The 18,943-nt window shown below is 70.0% G+C and carries 16 protein-coding genes; 7 read left to right on the forward strand and 9 right to left on the reverse strand.

Translation table 11 applies throughout. The annotated features are described in order from the left end of the window. On the forward strand, positions 1 to 693 hold the full coding sequence (locus tag ABDW61_RS02515) for a hypothetical protein (RefSeq protein ID WP_343635872.1): 693 nt from the start codon (positions 1 to 3) through the stop codon (positions 691 to 693). Positions 694 to 717: 24 nt separating this feature from the next. On the opposite strand, the gene ABDW61_RS02520 is transcribed toward ABDW61_RS02515, so the two are convergent. Together ABDW61_RS02520 and ABDW61_RS02525 are read right to left on the reverse strand one after the other, a co-directional pair. Further along, complete coding sequence (locus ABDW61_RS02520; RefSeq protein ID WP_343635874.1) at positions 718 to 2,199, reverse strand: M28 family peptidase; 1,482 nt, start codon at positions 2,197 to 2,199, stop codon at positions 718 to 720. Positions 2,200 to 2,212: 13 nt separating this feature from the next. Then, on the reverse strand, positions 2,213 to 2,884 hold the full coding sequence (locus ABDW61_RS02525; RefSeq protein ID WP_343635876.1) for a dienelactone hydrolase family protein: 672 nt from the start codon (positions 2,882 to 2,884) through the stop codon (positions 2,213 to 2,215). Between the two features lie 100 nt (positions 2,885 to 2,984). Here ABDW61_RS02525 and ABDW61_RS02530 point away from each other — a divergent pair, with 100 nt between their 5' ends. Next, entirely contained in the window at positions 2,985 to 3,935 is a 951-nt protein-coding gene (locus ABDW61_RS02530; protein ID WP_343635878.1) for a DUF2157 domain-containing protein, read from the forward strand. Then, positions 3,932 to 5,581, forward strand: a complete 1,650-nt coding sequence (locus ABDW61_RS02535; RefSeq protein ID WP_343635880.1) for a GDYXXLXY domain-containing protein — start codon at positions 3,932 to 3,934, stop codon at positions 5,579 to 5,581. The genes ABDW61_RS02530 and ABDW61_RS02535 overlap by 4 nt, the downstream gene beginning before the upstream one ends. Positions 5,582 to 5,585: 4 nt before the next feature. Here the strand turns inward: ABDW61_RS02535 and ABDW61_RS02540 are convergent, their stop codons facing one another. Beyond that, complete coding sequence (locus tag ABDW61_RS02540) at positions 5,586 to 6,758, reverse strand: Fic family protein (RefSeq protein ID WP_343635882.1); 1,173 nt, start codon at positions 6,756 to 6,758, stop codon at positions 5,586 to 5,588. Between the two features lie 123 nt (positions 6,759 to 6,881). After that, entirely contained in the window at positions 6,882 to 7,151 is a 270-nt protein-coding gene (locus ABDW61_RS02545; RefSeq protein ID WP_343635884.1) for a hypothetical protein, read from the reverse strand. 11 nt (positions 7,152 to 7,162) lie between these two features. Between ABDW61_RS02545 and ABDW61_RS02550 the strand changes: the two genes are divergently transcribed. After that, the gene (locus ABDW61_RS02550; RefSeq protein ID WP_343635886.1) at positions 7,163 to 7,444 is read left to right on the forward strand and encodes a DUF427 domain-containing protein; all 282 of its coding nucleotides are present in this window, start codon (positions 7,163 to 7,165) and stop codon (positions 7,442 to 7,444) included. Here the strand turns inward: ABDW61_RS02550 and ABDW61_RS02555 are convergent. From ABDW61_RS02555 to apaG, 3 genes are all read right to left on the reverse strand, one after another. Further along, positions 7,434 to 8,717 (reverse strand): MltA domain-containing protein, encoded by a 1,284-nt coding sequence (locus ABDW61_RS02555; protein WP_343635888.1) that lies wholly within the window; start codon positions 8,715 to 8,717, stop codon positions 7,434 to 7,436. The two genes, ABDW61_RS02550 and ABDW61_RS02555, sit on opposite strands and share 11 nt — an antisense overlap. Before the next feature lie 142 nt (positions 8,718 to 8,859). Continuing rightward, positions 8,860 to 10,869: a site-specific recombinase gene (locus ABDW61_RS02560; RefSeq protein ID WP_343635890.1), complete on the reverse strand. Its 2,010-nt coding sequence runs from the start codon at positions 10,867 to 10,869 to the stop codon at positions 8,860 to 8,862. Further along, the gene (gene apaG / locus ABDW61_RS02565; protein WP_343635891.1) at positions 10,869 to 11,243 is read right to left on the reverse strand and encodes a Co2+/Mg2+ efflux protein ApaG; all 375 of its coding nucleotides are present in this window, start codon (positions 11,241 to 11,243) and stop codon (positions 10,869 to 10,871) included. Before apaG ends, ABDW61_RS02560 begins: the two co-directional genes overlap by 1 nt. A gap of 70 nt (positions 11,244 to 11,313) precedes the next feature. Here apaG and rpe point away from each other — a divergent pair, with 70 nt between their 5' ends. Then, on the forward strand, positions 11,314 to 12,000 hold the full coding sequence (gene rpe / locus ABDW61_RS02570) for a ribulose-phosphate 3-epimerase (protein WP_343635892.1): 687 nt from the start codon (positions 11,314 to 11,316) through the stop codon (positions 11,998 to 12,000). A 47-nt stretch (positions 12,001 to 12,047) separates the two neighbouring features. Then, positions 12,048 to 12,527, forward strand: coding sequence for a low molecular weight protein-tyrosine-phosphatase (locus tag ABDW61_RS02575; protein WP_343635893.1), 480 nt, complete (start codon positions 12,048 to 12,050; stop codon positions 12,525 to 12,527). A 58-nt stretch (positions 12,528 to 12,585) separates the two neighbouring features. Here ABDW61_RS02575 and ABDW61_RS02580 read toward each other — a convergent pair whose 3' ends face one another. Further along, positions 12,586 to 14,988 carry a hypothetical protein gene (locus ABDW61_RS02580; protein ID WP_343635895.1) on the reverse strand — a complete coding sequence of 801 codons (2,403 nt, stop codon included), beginning with the start codon at positions 14,986 to 14,988 and terminating at the stop codon, positions 12,586 to 12,588. A gap of 97 nt (positions 14,989 to 15,085) precedes the next feature. Here ABDW61_RS02580 and ABDW61_RS02585 point away from each other — a divergent pair, with 97 nt between their 5' ends. Then, positions 15,086 to 15,694 carry a DNA-3-methyladenine glycosylase I gene (locus ABDW61_RS02585; protein WP_343635897.1) on the forward strand — a complete coding sequence of 203 codons (609 nt, stop codon included), beginning with the start codon at positions 15,086 to 15,088 and terminating at the stop codon, positions 15,692 to 15,694. 90 nt (positions 15,695 to 15,784) lie between these two features. On the opposite strand, the gene ABDW61_RS02590 is transcribed toward ABDW61_RS02585, so the two are convergent. After that, on the reverse strand, positions 15,785 to 18,928 hold the full coding sequence (locus ABDW61_RS02590) for an efflux RND transporter permease subunit (RefSeq protein WP_343635899.1): 3,144 nt from the start codon (positions 18,926 to 18,928) through the stop codon (positions 15,785 to 15,787). Positions 18,929 to 18,943 lie beyond the last annotated feature (15 nt).

Consider the following 18,943-nt stretch of genomic DNA (forward strand, 5'->3'; position numbering starts at 1 on the left):
ATGCAACGACGTTCCCTGATCGCGGGGGCCGCGGCGCTGAGCGCGCTGTCGACCGTCGCGCCGACGGCGCGGGCCCAGGCCGGCGGCGCCCCGGCCACGATCTTCGCGGCCGAGCAGATGTGGTTCATCTTCCTCGAGACCGGCCGCCCGGTGCCCGATGACAAGGCCGCCGTCGAGGCGATGCAGCGCGGCCACCTCGACAACTTCAAGCGGCTGTTCGCCGAAGGCAAGCTCTTCGCGGCCGGGCCGCTGCGCGATCCGTCGCGGGAGAAGCGCGGCATCGTGGTCGTCAAGGCGCCCAACCGCCAGATCCTGAGGCAGTACTTCGAGCCCGACGCGTACGTGCGCGAGGGCTACATGACGGTGAACGCGCAGATGGCGACGGTGCACCAGGCGCTGCACCACACGGGGATCGATCCCGACGGGATCGAGGAGAACCGCATCGTGCTGCTGAGCCGCGCCGAGCCCAAGGACAAGGACGCGGTGCCGGTGTTCCTGCAGCGGGCGCTCGACGACGGCGTCATCGGGGCGTGGTACTCGCTCGAGGACGGGCCGATCGGCGAGGTCCTCTTCATGCGCGGCACCGACGAGACCGCGCTGCGCAAGACGATGGCCGAGTATCCCGGCCTGTCCGATCAGCGCGTGACGATGAAGATCTGGAGCCAGTGGCTGGGCAAGGGCGTGCTGAGATAGCCCCGCGCCGGCCCCGGACCGCGCTCATCGCGACAAGGGCAGCGGGTAGCTCGCCAGGCTCGCGTGGCCGGACTTGGAGAGCGCCTGGACGCCGAAGATCAGGTTGTCCTTGGACAGCGGCAGCGTGACCGTGGTGACCATGCCCACGTCCTTGGCGCCCTCCCAGGCCTGGGACTCGCTGCGGCGCCACACCACGCGGTAGCCCGCCAGCTCGGGGTCGGCGCTGGCCGTCCACAGCAGCGTCGTGTCGTTGGTGAGTTCGCGCGCGTCGATGCGCGCGCCCTTGACCGGCGACGGCGCCCAGGCCAGCGTCGCCAGGCCCGCCAGGTTGATCCGCGCGACGTCGGCCACGTAGCCGAAGTCGACGAACTCGGGCAGGTCGCCGTAGACGACGCCGCCTTCCGTGCGCAGGTTCTGGTGCTGGTGGCGGAAATCCTCGAAGGGCTCGGAAAAGCGCACTGCCGCGTAGCCGCGCTCCAGGAAGGGCAGGTGATCGCCGCCGCGCAGGTAGCGGTCGCGGCGCTGGATCAGATCGATGCGAAAGCCCGGCAGGTAGCGCTCGCCCTGCGCCTTCAGATGGCGGCCGAACTGCTGCGTCGGCAGGTCCTCGCCGCCGCCGGCGACCGCCAGCGGCTGCAGCTGCGCCCGGATCGCGTCATTGGTCTTGAGCTCGTCCTCGGTCGTGGGCGTGTTGCTGCCGGCGTTCACCAGCAGCCGCAGCAAGGGGTCGAAACCGTCGGCGAACAGCCGCAGCCGCTTCGGGTCGTGCTCGCCCTTGTCGCCGCGCGAACTGCCGACGATGTCGTTGGTGATCATCCCTTCGACGTTCAGTCCCTGCGCCCGCGCGCGCCGGGCCCAGTGGCGCGCGCCCAGCAGGCCCTGCTCCTCGCCTGGGACGGCCATGAACACCAGCGTCGCGTCGAAGCGCTGCTTCGCCATCGCGCAGGCCATCTCCATCACGGCCGCGGTGCCGGAGGCGTCGTCGTTGGCGCCGGGCGCCTCGCCCCGGGCGTCCATCACGTCGCTGTTGCGCGAGTCGTAATGCCCGCTCACCACCAGCACCCGCTCGCGCGGCGTGCCGGCCGACGCGCCGGGCAGCGTCGCCACGACATTGACCAGTTCCGTCGGCGCCGACAGCCGGTTGCCCGCCGGCTCGATGAAGGCGTCCATCGTCACCTGCAGCCGTCCGCCGGCCTTGGCGGCGCAGTCCTTGAGCTGGCGCTCGATCCAGCGCCGCGCGGCGCCGATGCCGCGCGTGTCGCTCGCGGTCTCGGACGCGGTGTGGCGCGTGCCGAAGGCGGCGAGCTGGCGGATGGTGCGCTCGATGCGCTCGGCGGAGATGTCCGCCAGCATCGGCGCGACGCGTGGATCGAGCGGCGGCGGGGCGGTCTCGGCCACGGCGCGGGCCGTCGCCGACGCAGGGCCCGAGGCCGGGGTGACCTGCGCGAAGGCGGAGGCGGCGGACAGCGCCCAGACAGCGGCGGCGGGGATCAGTCGGCGGTGCATGGGCATGTGCGGGTCAGGCGAGGTGGTGGTGGAGGAAGTCCAGCGTGCGGGTCCACGCGAGGTCCGCGGCGGCCTTGTCGTAGACCTCGGGCCGGGTGCTGTTGGAGAACGCGTGGTCGGCGACATAGCGATGGATCACCGGCTGCTTGCCGGCGCCCTTCATCCGGGCCTGGAGCGCGTCGACCTTCTCGGGCGTGCACCAGTCGTCGCGCGTGGCGAAGTGGCCGAGGAAGGGCGCGGCGATCTTCGCCGGGTCGGCGAATTCCGCTGGCGGGATCCCGTAGTAGCAGACCGCCGCCTGCAGGTCCCTGATGTGCACGCCGGCCGCGATGGTGAGCGCGCCGCCCATGCAGTAGCCCATCACCCCCACGGCACCGCAGCCGAGCTGATCGCGCAGGTGATTGAGGGCGCCCTGCAGGTCCTGCGTCGTCGCGTCCGCGAAGTCCAGCCCGTTCATCAGATGGCTGGCCTCGTCCGCGTCGCTGGCGATGCGGCCGCGGAAGAGGTCGGGCGCCAGCGCCGTGATGCCGGCCGAGGCGAGCCGCTCGGCGATGTCCTTGATGTGGGGCTTCAGGCCCCACCATTCCTGGATCAGGATCATGCCGGGCGAGCCCTCGCCGGCGCTGGCGAGGTAGCCGGGCGTGAGGGCGCCGTCGGGGCGTTCGAAGTCGATCATCTGTCCCATGTGGATCTCCCGGTTGGCAGGCGAAGGATGAGGAAGAATCGGCTCCCTCGATGAACACCACGGGCGGCCCGGAGACGGCCGCATCCTGAGGGAGGAAGCTGTGAGTCTGCACGAGCGCTTGTACCAATGGACGGCCCGACAGGGCCTGGATGCGAGCAGCGCACGGCGCTTGCGCGCGCTCGCCGGCGTCGATGATCCGCCGGCCGGGGCCTGGACGCCGATCCGCCGCGGCGCGGGCGCGCTGGCGGCGGGGTTGATCGGCTTCGGTCTGATCCTGTGGGTGGCCGCGAACTGGGACGACTTCGGCCGCGCGCTGCGCTTCGGGCTGCTGGAGGCGGTGCTGGGCGTGGCGCTGGTCGCCGCCGCGCTGCTCGCGGCCTGGCGGGCGCCGCTGGCGATGGCGGCGTTCCTGGCGCTGGGCGGGCTGCTCGCGTATTTCGGCCAGACCTACCAGACCGGCGCCGACCCCTGGCAGCTGTTCGCGCTGTGGGCCGCGATCGGATTGCCGATCGCCTGGGCCGCGCGTTCGGACCTGGTGTGGACGCCGTGGGCGCTGGTCGTGGCGACCGGGATCGGGCTGTGGATGCAGACCTTCGGCGGGCACTTGTGGCGCTTCGACGCGTCGACGGTGCCGGTGCATGCGATCGGTTTCGTCGCGTACGGCGCGCTGTGCGCCGGACTGGCCTTCCGCCCGGGCGCCGCGGCGCAGCCCTGGGCCTGGCGCATCGCGGTGCTGGCGTCGGTGGTCGCGATCTCGGGGACCGCGCTGGGCGCGCTGTTCGAACGCGAGGTGGGACCGCAGTTCTATCTCGGCCTTGGCGTCATGGGCGTGGGCCTGGTGCTGGCGTGGCGCCATGCGGAGGTCTACGCGCTGAGCGCGCTCGCGCTGGCGGTCGACACGCTGCTGGTCGCGGGCCTGGCCCGGGCGGTGATCGAGGCGCGCGGCGACATCGGCGGCGTGTTCCTGATCGGGCTGGTCGCCTGCGGGCTGCTGGCGGCCAGCGTGAGTCTGATCATGCGCCGCGTGGGCGCGAAGGAGGCCCGGGCATGAGCGCGCGCGAGGACTGGGTCGAGCAGGCCCGCGCCGAAGGGCTCGCGCCTGCGGAAGCGGGTGCGCCGGAGCGCCCGTGGCCGGTGGTGGTGCTCACGGCGCTGGGCGCGTGGCTGGCGGTGCCGCCGTTCATCTTCCTGCTCGCGATGATCTTCGGCCGCGACTGGGACCACGGCCCCATGGCCTACATCGAAGGCATCGGCCTGCTGACGCTGGCGGTCGTGCTGCTGCGCAGCCGCGCGTTGCCGTTGTTCGTCGAACAGGCCGCGATTCCGCTGCTGCTGACGGGGGGTGTCTGCCTGGGCTACGGGCTGGCACGCGATCTGTCCAACGATGGCGCGGCGCTGACTGGCCTGGTCATCGGCGCCGCGTTGATCGCGTTGCTGCCGCAAGGCTGGCTGCGGGTGCTGCTCGGCGCGGGGATGGCGGGGCTGGTGGCCTTCCTGATCCATCTCGCGCTGAGGGACCTGACGCCTCACGCCTGGTACCGGTTCGACGGCGGCCAGCCGCTGACGCAGGCGGCGCTGCTGCTCGCGTTCGGGCTGGCGATGGCGGGGCTTCAGGCGCGCGCTGGCCGGAATGCCGCCACGGCACCCATCGCCGCAGCGATGGAGCCGGCGCTGGCCGGATGGTGGATCGTCGTGCTCGCCTGCCATGCGCTCGCGGCGGGCTGGTCGTTCGGGGCGGTGGGGGCGTTCGGTCCGACGGCCAATGTGTCGCGCGATCTCTGGGCCGGCATGCCGGCCGGGCATGCGGTGCTGCACACCGCGTCGCGAGGGCTGTCGGTGGCCCTCGTCCTGATCGCGGCCGTCTGGCTGCAGCATCGCTGGCGGCTGGCCGGCGCGGCCCGGATGCTGCCGCCCGTGCTGGTGCTGGCGGCCTTGGCCGCGCTGATGCCGGCGCTCGGCGGCACGCTGCTGGTGCTGTCGCTGATGCTGTCGACGCGCCGCTGGCGGCTGGCGATGCTCGCCGGCGCCGCGGCGGTGTGGGCCATCGGCGCCCTGTACTACGAATGGCATCTGCCGCTGGCGCACAAGTCGCTCGCGCTCGTGGCGGCGGGCGCGGCGCTGCTCGCGTGGGTCCGCTGGCTGGCCTGGCATCCGGCTCCGGCGCCCGGCACGGCATCGCCGGCCACGTTCGCGATGCGTGGCGCGCCGGCGGTGCTGATCGGCGCGGGCGTGCTCGCGCTGGCGGTGGTGAACGTCGGCATCGCCGGCCGCGAGCGCTTGATCGACACCGGCCGGCCCGTGTTCGTGAAGCTGGCGCCGGTGGACCCGCGCTCGCTGATGCAGGGCGACTACATGCGGCTGAGCTACGACCTGCCCGGCGTGGACTGGAGCAGCCGACACCGCGTTGAAGCTCCGATGCTGTGGGGCGCGCGGCCGCGCATCGCGGTGACGCTCGACGCGCGCGGCGTCGCGCAATCGCCTCGGCTGCTCGGCCCGGATGAAGCTGCGCCGCCGGGGACGCAGCTGCTGCAGCTCACGCCCAAGGGCGGCGGCTGGACCTTCGTCTCCGACGGCTGGTTCTTCAAGGAGGGCGAGGCTCAGCGCTGGCAGGCCGCGCGCTATGGGGAGTTCCGCGTGACCCCCGAAGGGAAGGGGCTGCTGGTGCGCGTGGTCGGCGAGGACCTGAAGCCGCTGTGAGCGATCAGCCGCCCGGTGCCTGGGCCGTGGCGCCGGCGTCCGGCGCGGGCGCCCAGCCGTCGAGGGCGATGTAGTAGCGCGTCGAGCGCCCCGCGCCGGCGCGCCGCAGCAGGCCCAGCGCCTCCAGCTCCAGCAGCTCCCGCGAGGCGGTCGCGCGCGAGGTCGCGCCGATGCTCTCGTACTTGCGCGTGCTCATGCCGCCTTCGAAACCGTTGGGGCCGGCATCGAGCAGCACGTTGATCACCTTGCGCTGGCGTGGCGAAATCGGTGCCTTCTCATGCGCTGCCCAGAAGCGCGCCTTGTCCAAGGTTGCGTCAATCGTCACGGTCGCGCTTTCGCAGGAGACGCGGACCTGCTCCAGGAACCAGAGCACCCAGCGAGTGACATCCACGGTGCCGTGCTGTGCAGCCTCCAACTCGTCGTAATACGCCTTGCGTGCCTCCAACAAGCGTTGCGAGGTGCGGATCAGTCGGCTGCTCGGACCCATTTCTCGCGCCAGCACCAAGTCGATCAGGGCGCGGCCAATACGACCATTGCCGTCCTCGAACGGGTGGATGGTCTCGAACCAGACATGAGCCACTGCGGCAGTGACCAAGGGGTCCTGGCCCGCCGTCGAATTGAACCAGGTGACGAAGGCGCTCATTTCCACCGGCAACTGCGAGGAAGGCGGCGCTTCGTAATGCACCTTTTCGCGACCATGTGCACCGCTCACGATCTGCATGGGTTCGCGATGATTCCGGTAGGCACCCACCAAGATCCGCCGCATGCCGGAGTAGCCGTCCGGGAAGAGGGCAGCTTGCCAGCCATGCAAGCGCTGATGCGTGAGAGGCTCCTGGCTGCCGTTCACGGCGTCCTGCATGATGTCGAGCAAACCTTCGACATTGCGGGGTGCCGCCGGACCATCCTGCCCACCCACCCCCAGGCGGCGCTCGATGGAGGAACGGACTGCCGCAAGGTCGTAGCGCTCCCCCTCGATCGCAGCCGTGGCCATGGCATCCTGGCTCCAGGCGTCGGCTTCGAGGGTCAATCGATGCTCGAACCCGACCAATGCGAGGCGACCTTCCACGATGCCCTGAGCCCGGCGCGCACGCGACAGCGCTTCCTGGATGCGTTCAGGGTTGGCATGCAGGTTTGGCCAGTCAGCGGCTTGCCAGATCAGCGGGAGGTCGTAGGCCATGAGGCGATTCCTGGAGGCAATCGACTCAAAATTGAGGCGATTAAGAAGTGTAACTCGCGTATAACCAAGAATCGACTCAAATTTGAGTCGATTAAGGCCTCTAATCGCCTCACGGCCACGGATTCACTCCCCGCGCAGTCCTTCGGGCTCACCGCCGTCCGTCATCAGGTCGATGAGTTCGCGCAGGAATTCGAGGGCCTCTTCAGCGGTGGCAAAGTAGTACTCGCCGCCCAGATCGGCGGCGTCGCCATCGGGGCCGACGTGGACGACCGACCAGCCCTCCGCGCCGCCCCCGATCGCGCAGATCCCGAAGCTGCCGGGCGCGAGATCCCGCGCCGAGCCGGCGGTGACGAAGATGTCCTTGCCCCGATGGGCGAAATAACGTTTCTGCACGAGGAGATGGAATGAAGGCAACCTGGAACGGCGAAGTCATCGCCGAGAGCGACGACACCGTGGTGGTCGAAGGGAATCACTACTTCCCGATGGCCGCGCTCAAGCGCGAATTCACCACGTTCAGCAATCACCGCACGAGCTGCCCCTGGAAAGGGCAGGCGCACTACTTTAGCCTGCTGGTCCACGGCGACATGAACCCCGACGCCGTCTGGTACTACCCCGAGCCGTCCGAGGCCGCCGCCAACATCAAGGACCGCGTCGCGTTCTGGAAGGGCGTCCAGGTCACCGAGTGAGCGGCGCGCCCGCCGCGCTGCCCGTGGTCCCGTCTGCCATGCCGCCGGCCTCGCGCGGCCACAGCGCCCATAGCCGCAGCGGCTGCTTCATGCGGCCCGCCTGCGCCTCGGCGCTCTCGCCCCAGCCCCAGAAGAAATCGGCCCGCACCGCGCCCACGATCGCGCTGCCGGTGTCCTGCGCCATCACCAGGCGGCGCAGCGGTGTCGTCGACAGCGGCTCGGTCGTGTCCAGCCAGACCGGCGTCCCGTAGGGAATGCTGGCCTTGTCGACCGCGATCGAGCGCCCCGGCGTCAGCGGCACGCCCTGGCCGCCGCGCGGGCCGACGGCCAGGTCCGGCAACGGCTCCTCGCGGAAGAAGACGTAGCGCGGGTTGGCCCACATCGCCTCCTTGAGCCGCTGCGGATTGCGCCGGCTCCATTCCTTGATGCCGGGCCAGGAAGCTTCCGTCGGCCGCAGTTCGCCTTGGGCGATCAGCCACTGGCCCATCGACCGGTAAGGCTGCTCGTTGTGCGCCGCGAAGGACAGGCGCACCCAGCGGCTGGAGCCGTCGCGCTCGGTCACGCGCAGCCGGCCGCTGCCCTGGATCTGCATCACCAGCGCGTCCAGCGGATCCTGCACCCAGGCCAGGCTGAGCCGGGACAGCGACGCGTTGCTCTCGATCTGCTGGCGTGAGTCGTAGGGCTTGCGCTGCGCCAGGTCCGGCGGCGGCGACAGCAGCGGCACCTTGAACTCGCCCTGCGGCTGCCGGCGCGCCTCGAGCTGCGGCTCGTAGTAGCCGGTCATCACGCCGTCGCGCTGGCCATCCGGCGTCTCGATCCGGTAGGGCTGCAGCGTCTTCATCAGCCAGATCATCGCGTCGCGGTCATCGGTGGGACGCAGCGCCCGCGCCTGCGCGCAGACGGCGGTCCAGCCCGGCATCGGCTTCTCGCAGCCGCGCAGCAGCGCCGGCCACCATTCCAGCGCGCGATCCTGGCCCCAGCCGGGCAACTCGTTCCATTCGGCCGCGACCCAGCGCGAGCGCTCGCGCAGCAGCACGCGGCGGCCGGCGGTGTCGTCCTCGCCGTTGAGCAGCTTCTCGGGATCGACCGCCGCGCGCGGCGCGATGACACCCGGCAGCACGGGCCGCGCCGCGGCCGCCGGGCCGGGTGGCGCCTTCGGGGAGGCCCCCGGCTCGCGCACGGGCTGTGAGCCGGCGCAGGCCGACAGCACCCCTAGAATCGCCAGCGCCGCGCTCCAGCGGCGAGTTCTGCAACGGATCGGACCACGAATCATGGGCGTGATTTTGCTGGAGGCGCTTGGCGCCCTCGCGCTGCTCGTCTTCATCGTCTGGTGGACGATGTTCTCGGGCCGCAAGGGCGGCGAGCGCCCGGACGACCGCGATCCGGCCTGAGCCAGCGCCATTCGGCTCACTGGCTCATGCTTTGGGCGGCACCAGGAAGCTCATCGGCTGATGGCGCATCCGCGCCCACACCGCCGCGCGCACGCGCCTCTGGTCGGCCAGCCGGATGCCGCGCGAGCGCAGCGCCACCTTGAACGCCAGGAAGAAACTGACGCCGACGTTCAGCACGCCGGTGCCCAGGATGCTGAGCACGCAGAGCCAGAACGGCCAGTGCCGCAGCACGTCCCATCCGAGCGCCCCGGCCGCCGCCGCCAGCTGGCCGGTCGACAGCGTGACGTGCCTGACCTCGATCGGCAGCCCGAAGAAGCCCAGCAGCGCCGGCACCAGTCCCAGCATCAGGCCCAGGCTGATGTTGGCGGTCAGGCCCGAGATGTTGTCGCGCCACCAGCGCGACCAGCGCGCCGCCCGGCCCGCGCCGAGCTTGGCGATGATGCGCGGGTTCCAGGCGATCGCGCTGTCCAGCCGGTGGAAGACGAACCAGTTCTCGACCCAGCCCGCGATCAGGCTGGACGCGAACAGCAGCACGCCGGTGAAGGCCGCGAAGAACAGCGAGGGTCCGAGCACCGTCAGCGAATGCAGCACGTGCTCGGCCTCCTTGGCGCCGACCAGCGGCCGGCCGAAGCTCAGCCAGGCCGCCATCTGCACGACCAGCACCATCGGCGCGGCCAGCGCGAGGTTGCCGATGATGCCGGCCGTCTGCGAGCGGAACAGGTGCGCGACCTCGTCGACGAAAGCCTGCAGGCCCGCGTCGCTGTCGATGTGGCGCAGCTTGTCGGCCAGCGCCGGCGCGGTCATCGCGGGCTGCTTGGTCGCCACCGTCCAGTGCAGCAGCAGGATGAGCACGAAGCTGGCCGCGTAGTTCACGCCGGCCCAGAAACCGCCCCAGAACGCGGACAGCCCGATCGCCATGATGGCGAACTTCATGAAGGTGGTGCCCGCGATCACCAGCCCGCCGCCGCCGGCGCGGCGCAGCATGTCGCCGTACTCCTCGCGGTTGCGGGTGATGTAGTGCTCGCCGGTCTCGGCGCTGCGTTCGGCGACCTTGCGCGCCAGCAGCGAGTAATGCCGCGCGAACAGCGTGCGGACGCTGCGCCGGTCATGCACCACCGCCACCAGGCTGGCCACCAGCCGCAGCAGCTCGCGCTGCGGATGCTCGGCCAGCAGCACCGCCAGCAGGTCCTCGACGCGGCGCAGCCGCGCCTGCATCTGCTCCACGCCGAACATCAGATCCACCGAGACGCCGTGCTCCTCCAGATGGTCCGGCACCGAGCGCACCGCCGCGCGGCACTCGTCGAGCAGTCCGCGCAGGAATTGCAGCTTGCCGGGCAGGGCGGCGGTGTCGCCGTCGTCGAGCGCGTGTTCGACCTGCTCCCAGGCGGTGGCCAGGTTGCGGAACGGCCGGCGCGCCAGCCGCTGCGGATCCATGCGCACGCGCAGCGCGCCGGACAGGCCGGCCGAGCGCACCGCGCTCACCAGCACGGTGATCGCGGCGCGCATCTCGTCGCGCCAGTCGCCCTCGGGCGCGCCGGCGAACAGCAGCCCCAGCCGCCGCAGCAGGTCGTCATCGACGGCGTTGATCCATTGCTCGTCGCCTTCCTCGGGGAAGAGCAGCTCGAACAGTTCGGACAGATCGCGGGTGTCGGCGCTGAGCGGGAGCAGGCGGCGGCGCAGGCGGCCGAGGAACTCGTTCCACAGCGCCATCCGGGGCGCGAAGCCGACCTCGGCGAACAGGCTGATCGCGTCGACATCGGCCCAGACGCTGGCGATGACCTCGGCGAAGGCCTTGGCGTGCTCGGGGTGGCGCTCGAGCAGGTTGAGCAGGTATTTCAGGCGCCGCACCGGCAGCGGCGCGGAGGGCGCGGGGGCGGCCTCGGCGGGCGGGGCGGCGGCCCGTTCGTCCTTCAGCGGCGCGTGCCGCAGCCATTCGATCAATCGCACCAGCCAGAGATTGCGCTCGGCCAGCGGTGCCTGTGGATGCGCCGCGTTGAGCAGCGCGGTGAGGTCCCAGCCTTGACGTTGGAACATCAATGCAGCGATCCGGAATCGGCCAGCAGGAATTCGGGCACGTCGGTGTAGAAGATCTCGGCGTGCTCGGTGACGCAGAGGAATCGGCCGCTCATGGTGCCGCAGCGCGTTTCGATCTGGGCCCAGGAGCTGTACTGGAAGCGCTCGCCGGGCTGCAGCAGCGGCTGGTGGCCGACGACGGCCAGTCCATGCACCTCCTGCACCTTGCCGTTGGCGTCGACGATGGACCAGTGGCGGCCGATCAGCTGGGCGGTCACGTCGCCGCGGTTCTCGATGGTGATCGTGTAGCCGAAGGCGAACTCGTTGCGCTCGGGGACGGTCTGCTCGGCGAGGGGCTCGACGGCCACGCTGCAGTGGAATTGCGGATGTGCCATCCGGGGATTCTAGGCGGCGGGTTTCTACAATCGCTCCCTTTCCCCCGCCAGCGCCCCGCGCCCGCCCGCCATGAACCCGCCCACCCATCGCATCGCCCCCAGCATCCTGTCCGCCGATTTCGCCAACCTGGGCGCCGAGGTCCGCAACGTGCTGGCCGCCGGCGCGGACTGGATCCATTTCGACGTGATGGACAACCATTACGTGCCCAACCTGACCTTTGGCCCGATGGTCTGCGAGGCGCTGAAGAAGCACGCCGTCAAGCCCGACGGCACGCCCGCGCCGATCGACGTGCACCTGATGGTGCAGCCGGTGGACGCGCTGGCGCAGGCCTTCTGCCGCGCCGGCGCGGATCTGGTGAGCTTCCATCCGGAGGCCAGCCAGCACGTGGACCGCACGCTGCAGCTGATCAAGGCCGAGGGCGCGCAGGCCGGTCTGGTGTTCAACCCGGCCACGCCGCTGGACGTGCTGGAGTGGGTGATCGACAAGGTCGACCTGGTGCTGATCATGAGCGTCAACCCGGGCTTCGGCGGGCAGAGCTTCATCCCCGGCGCGCTGAAGAAGCTGCAGCAGGCGCGCTCGATGATCCTGGCCTCGGGCCGCGACATCCGCCTGGAGATCGACGGCGGCGTGAAGGTGGACAACATCCGTGAGATCGCGGACGCGGGCGCGGACACCTTCGTGGCGGGCTCGGCCATCTTCGGCAAGCCGGACTACAAGAGCGTCATCGACGCGATGCGCGCGGAGCTGACGCGCTGAACGCGACGTTGAGCGCCACGCTGAACGCCACGCGGAGCGAACGTCCCGTGACCCGACTGCTGCTCGTCTGCGCGGCCAATCTGTGCCGCTCGCCGATGGCCGAGGCCGTGCTGCGGCTGCGCGCCGGCGAGCTCGGCCTGAGCGAGGTGCGATCGGCCGGCGTGTTCGCGTCCTCGAAGGCGCATCCGGTGGACAAGCGCGCGCTGACGGTGCTCGAGCAGCGCGGCTACGGCATGGACCGCCGCTGGCGCTCGCGCAAGGTGACGGCGGAGGACTTCGATCGCCATGACCTGATCCTCGCGATGGACCGCAGCGTGCTGCGCGGGCTGCGAGCGATGCGGCCGGCGGTGTCGCCGGCCCGGCTGGGCCTGTTCATGGCGGGCATGACCGGCCTGGGCCTGGACGAGGTGCCCGATCCGTACTACGGCGCGGGCAACGCGTTCGTGCAGGTGCTCGACCTCATCGAAGCGCGCGTGCACACCTGGCCGCGCGACGAAGCGGTCTTCCACAAGACGGCCGGCGCCTGAGCCGGCCTTCCTGACAGGCCAGGAATCAGCGGCCGCTTGAGCGAACGCTGCGACGCGGTCAAGGCCCTTGGGTCGCGAGGGCGATTTGCTCGCCGGTGTAGCCCAGCATCCCCATGACACGAGTCAGGTGGAAGGCGCAGTCCCTCGCCGCACGCGCATGGTCCGCGTCGCGGAGCTCCCGGATCAGGCGGCAGGGCGCCGGGACATCCAGCCCCATCACGCTGTCCAGCAACTGGCGGCGCAGCCGGGACTCGTTCTCCGGTTCCCTCCGTCCTGTGCCGAGCTGGAGCAAGGGCCCCACGGCGCCGATGAGGGTCGAGGCGAAGGCCACCCGCCGTGTCTCCGGCCAGTGGGCAGGGAAGCGCAGCGCCGCTGCCGTTTCCTCGACGGACAACTGACCGTTCAGGCAGAGACGCACGACCCGGGAGAACCACTTCGACAGACCGGCATCGAAGTTCCTGCCCGCCGCGCCATCCGCTTCCCAGGTCGCCGCCAGCGGATCGAGGCCATCGAGTACACGCAACAGGTCCTCTTTCGCGATCAGCTGACGCGACGATGCTTCGCTCAGCACGTCGAAGTAGGCATTCAGGCGAGCGCTCAAGCGGGAGCATCGCGCGTCGTCGGTGAGCGGCCCGGCGAGCCACGCGAGCGGCACCGCCAGCGATGTGCGCCGAACGCCGCCGGGCGAGGTGGAAACCGGTGCCAGCGGCGTATCGGGGCCCAGCAGCAGTTCGCGGCAGCGATCGGACGCCAAGTTGCCGTCGGCTGCGGCCTTCACGGCGAACGTCAGCAGCGCTTTCAAACCATGGGGGCTGCAGGCGGCCAGTGCGGCGGGCCACCCGCCGGACACGGCGGGCGCATGCGGATCAAGTGCTTTGAACAGCGCCTCGGCGGACAGCAGGCCATCGCGTTGCAGCTCCGTCAGGCCTGCGAAGAGGATATGGACGATGTCCTCATGGGCGGTCCGCAGGCATTCGATGAGTGGCGGCACGGCCGTACTGCCGGGACAGGTCAGCACGTCCAGCAATTCCTGCGGCTCGAGCCGTGGAGGATCGGCGCGCAGTGCCTCGCCGGTCACGCGCCACCACAGCCGCAACGGCTGCGTGACCGACATGCTGCGGCTGGTCTCGGAATGCGGAGCGAGACGCCCGCGCGCTGACGACTTGGTCACTGCCGTGACAGCGGTCAGCAGATCGCTCAGCTGGATCTGGAGGCTCTGCGGCAACGGTTCACCCCGCACACGCTGATCCAGAAGCTCCCGGATCTGCGATTCCGCCAGCTCATGGCGCACGACGCCACCCCCGGCTTCGCTCGTCCATCGCAGTTGTCCCACCGGGCCGCGGCCCGGCTCCTGCAGGCCGGTGTCGCCGTCCGGCGGGCGCCCGGACGCGGCCTCGATGTCCGCGCCGGGGTCCGAGACAAGCAGCTTGGCGGTCCGCATCGCGTCGAGGAAGTGCAGCGCCACCCGCGTCGAGTCCGTGGCGCATTCGTAGTCCTTGCCTTCGTTGCGCGTGACCAGGAGGGCCTCCAGCGGCGGCGGAGCGCCGAACTCCGTATCCAGCGGTTCCGTGCAGTCCTTGAGCTGATCGAGTGTCGGATGCGGCATCGGCCCGTGACGAGCCGCCAGTTTGCGCATTGCGTCGGTGAATCGCTGCAGATAGTCGTCCGCCACGATGCGGGCCACGGATCCCGGAGCCAGCGCCGGACGCAAGGTCTGGACGCATTGTTGGACGAGCGCTTGGTCGTGCCGGTGATGGGCGAAGACGTCCTCCTGAAGCGGCCAGGGAAGTTCGAGCGCTTCGTAGAGCCGCTTCTTCAGCCCGTTGACGAAGTGCGCCTGGGCCAGCCGCGCTTCCGTGAAGTCCTCTCCATAAGCGATCTCGACGGCCTCGATGGCGACGTGTTCGATGATCTGCTCGACCACGCTGCGGAACTTGCCGGCGATGCCGGATCGCTCCGGATCGAGCCGGCCAATGCAGCCCGCCAGTTCCGAGAGCACGGCGGGCGCGCAGACCTGCAACTGCTGGCCCAGCCGCTGCAGCTCCAGTTGGCGGCTGGAGAGGGGCAGGCGCTCCTCGCGGATCAGTTGCACCAGACGGCGCAGCAGGTCGGCGCCATGCCGATACATGAGCGCTGCTTCCGCCTCGCCGTAGCCCAGATGCCGTCCGTGGATATCGACGTCGAACAGCTTTTCGCGCCACTCCTCCAGAGCCGACACGGTGATTGGCATGCCGCCGGCGACATCGATCAGCGTGCCGATGTCGCGCTGAAGGCTCTCCCGGAACGCCTTGAACCCGTCGCTGAGGGCGAACTCGGCGACGCAGCCATGGCTCGCGGGGCAATAGACCGGCACGCCGGGCGCCAGCGCGGCCTCAAGGCCGGAGGGGGCGGTCCCGGACGCCTCCTTCGAGGCGGGTGGCGACAGGAAGGCGTTGGCGTAATGGGAATGGATCGGATGCATGGCGCCTCAGTGGCGCCGGCGGCGAGGCCCTGCTGACAGGGTTTCGTGCCGCGCGAGGCCAGAATCGCGCGCTCGACTGTGCGACGCTGGAGGAACGATGAGCGAACGACTGGCGCAGGGCCCCGATGGCCAATGGCGATGCAAATGGTGCGAGGCCCCGGGCTTCGATGCCTACCGCGACTACCACGACAACGAATGGGGCTACCCGGTGCACGAGGACCGGCGGCTGTTCGAGAAGCTGTGCCTCGAAGGGTTCCAGTCGGGGCTGTCGTGGCGAACGATCCTGGCCAAGCGCGAGAACTTCCGCAAGGCTTTCAAGCAGTTCGAGATCGCCAAGGTCGCCAAGTTCAAGGAGGCCGACATCGAGCGGCTGCTGGCCGACGAGGGCATCGTGCGCCACCGCGGCAAGATCGAGGCGGTGATCCACAACGCCGGCCGGGCGCTGGAGCTGCAGAAGGAGGCGGGCTCGCTGGCTGCGTTCTTCTGGCGCTTCGAGGACCCGGAGGAGGGCGGCGACGTGCGGCCGACCTCCGACACCTCGATCAAGCTGTCCAAGGAATTGAAGAAGCGCGGCTGGAAGTTCGTCGGCCCGACGACGGTCTACGCGTTCATGCAGGCGATGGGCTTGATCAACGACCACGCGCCGGGCTGCATCGGCCGCCGAGCCGCTGCTGCTGCGCGCCACGCGTTCCGACCGCCCCGGTGATCCTGGGCCTGCATGGGGCTTGGGGGTCCAGGAGGGAGCCCCCATGCCCCGTGGAGGCCGCGCCTGGCGATGGCAGGTGGTCGGTCCCTGTCAGTCCGCGTGCCCTGGCGCCGGATGCTGGACTGAATGTGCCGGATGTTCGGTCAATCGCGTATGCGCCACCTCCCGCGTGTCCGGCCCCTTTCCACTGAAGCGATCGAGCGCCAGATAGATCACCGGCGTGATGTAGAGCGTCACCGCCTGCGACAGGATCAGCCCGCCGACCACCGCCAGCCCCAGCGGCTGGCGCAGCTCCGCCCCAGCGCCGAGCCCCAGCGCGATCGGCAGCGCGCCCATCAGCGCCGCCATCGTCGTCATCATGATCGGACGGAAGCGCAGGATGCAGGCCTCGCGGATTGCTTCGGCCGGCGTCATGCCGCCGTTGCGCTGCGCGTCCAGCGCGAAGTCGATCATCATGATCGCGTTCTTCTTCACGATGCCCACCAGCATCAGGATGCCGATGGTCGCGATGATGGTCAGCTCCATGCCTGCCAGCTGCAGCGTCAGCAGCGCGCCCACCGCCGCCGACGGCAGTCCCGCCAGGATGGTCAGCGGATGGATGTAGCTCTCGTAGAGCACGCCCAGCAGGACGTAGATCACCGCCACCGCCAGCACGATCAGCAGCACCTGGCCGCCCTGCGAGTCCTTGAACACCGCCGCGTCGCCGCCGTAACTCGTGATGATGGACGGCGGCAGTCCGATCTCGCGCGTGAACTGGTCGATCTTCGCGGTCGCGTTGCCCAGCGGCACGTCGGGCGCGAGGTTGAAGCTCAGCGTGATCGCCTGCAGCTGGCCCTGGTGGTTGACCGCGGTGGGACCGAGCTCGCGCTTGACGCTGGCGAACGCGGTCAGCGGCACCATCGTGCTGTTCCTGCCGCGCAGGTAGATCTTGTCGAAGGCGTCCTCGCTCAGCCGGTCGCTGTCTGTCGCCTCCATGATCACCTGGTAGGTGTTGCTCTCCGCGTAGATGCTCGAGACCTGGCGCTCGCCGAAGGCCGAGTACAGCGCATTGCGCAGGTCCTGCATCTGCACGCCCAGCAGCGTGGCGCGCTCGCGGTCGATCACCAGGTTGGCCTGCAGGCCGCGCAGCTGCGAGTCGCTCGTGACATCGCGGAACACCGGGTCATTGCGCAGCCTGTCCTGCAGCTTCTCCGCCCAGGTGTTGAGCTCGCCGGCGCTCACCGACTGCAGCGTGAACTGGTAGCGGCTCTTGGACTGCCGGCCGCCGAGCTGCAGGTTCTGCACCGGGCGCAGGTACACCGCGATGCCGGGCACCGCGCGCAGTTGCTTGCGCAGCCGCTCGAGCACCTGCGGCATCGCGGGACGCTCCCCGCGCGGCTTCAGGTTGATGAACAGCCGGCCGGTGTTGACGTTGCCACCGCCCCCGCCGCCGCCCACCGCGGCGGAGACCGACGACACCGACGGATCGTCCTGCACGATCTTCGCCACGCGCTCCTGCAGCACCGTCATCGCGGCGAAGGAGATGTCCTCCGACGCTTCGGTGCTGGCCTGGATCTGGCCGATGTCCTCTTCCGGGAAGAAGCCCTTGGGGATCGTGATCCACAGCCCGGCGCTGGCGACGAAGCTCGCGATCGCCACCGCGCCGATCACCCAGCGATGCCGCAGCGCCCAGTCCAGCGAGGCCGTGTAGCGGTCCAGCACCCAGGTGAAGCCGGCTTCGAAGGTGCGGCCCAGCGCGTTCTCACGGACCTCGTGGTGGCTGCTCAGGAAGCGGCTGCACAGCATGGGCACCAGCGTCAGCGACACGCCGGCCGAGACCATGATCGCCAGCGACACCACCACCGCGAACTCGTGGAACAGCAGCCCGATGACGCCGGGCATGAAGAAGATCGGGATCAGCACCGCCACCAGCGAGATCGAGATCGACATGATGGTGAACGCCATCTCGCGCGCGCCGCGGATGGCGGCGTCGAATGGGGCCATGCCGTCCTCGACGTGGCGCACGATGTTCTCGAGCATCACGATCGCGTCGTCGACCACCAGGCCCACGGCCAGCGTGATGCCCAGCAGCGAGATGTTGTCCAGGCTGTAGCCCAGCGCGAACAGCAGCGTCACCGCGCCGATCAGCGAGATCGGCAGCGACAGCGTCGGGATCAGCGTCGCGACCATGCGGCGCAGGAACAGGAAGATCACCATCACGACCAGCGCCACGGTGAGCGCGAGCGTGAAGTAGACGTCGTGCAGCGACTCGCGGATCGAGACCGAGCGGTCATTGAGCGTGCTCATCTGCACCGAGGCCGGCAGCTGCGCGGCAAAGCGCGGCAGCATCGCCTTGACCGCGTCCACGACCTTCACCGTGTTGGCGTCAGGCTGGCGCTGCACGGCCAGCACGATGGAGCGCTCGCCATTGAAGTTGGAGAAGGACTTGACGGTCTCGTAGCTGTCCTGGACGTCGGCCACTTCGCGCAGGAACACCGGCGCGCCGTTGCGCGTGGCCACGACGATGCCGCCGAAGGCCTCGGCGTCGCGCAGCTGCTTGTTGGCCTGGATGGTCAGCGTCTGGCGCGTGCCGTCCAGCGTGCCGACCGGCGTGTTGGCGTTGGCGCCCTTGACCGCGGCCTGCAGCTCGTCGAGCGTGATGTTGCGCTGCTGCAGCAGCTCGTTGCGCGCCTTGATCCGCACCGCGAAGCGCTTCTGGCCGTAGATCGAGACCTGCGCCACGCCGTCGATGGTGGACAGGCTGGGGGTGATCAGGTTCTCGGCGTAGTCGTTGAGCTCGGACAGGTTGATCGACGGCGAGGTCAGCGCCACCAGCAGCACCGGCGCGTCGGCCGGGTTGACCTTGCGGTACGACGGCGGCGTCGTCATCTCGGTGGGCAGCGCGCGCAGCGAGCGGAACAGCGCCGCCTGCACGTCGACGGCGGCGGCGTCGATGTCGCGCGAGGGGTCGAACTCCAGCGTCAGCGAGCTGTTGCCCAGCGTGTTGGTGGACGAGATCGTCGTGATGCCGGCGATCGTCGAGAACTGCTTCTCCAGCGGCAGCGCGACCGAGGAGGCCATGGTCTCGGGGCTGGCGCCGGGCAGCACCGCCTGGACGTTGATGACCGGCGTGTTGAAGCTGGGCAGCGCGGCGACCGGAATGCGGCTCCAGGCGGCGATGCCGGCGACGACCAGCGCGATGTTCAGCAGCACGGTCATGACCGGCCGCCGGATGAAGAGTTCGGTGAGATTCATGGCGTCGTTCGCGGC

This window comes from Roseateles sp. (genome assembly GCF_039595595.1).
Classification (GTDB): Bacteria; Pseudomonadota; Gammaproteobacteria; order Burkholderiales; family Burkholderiaceae_C; genus Roseateles.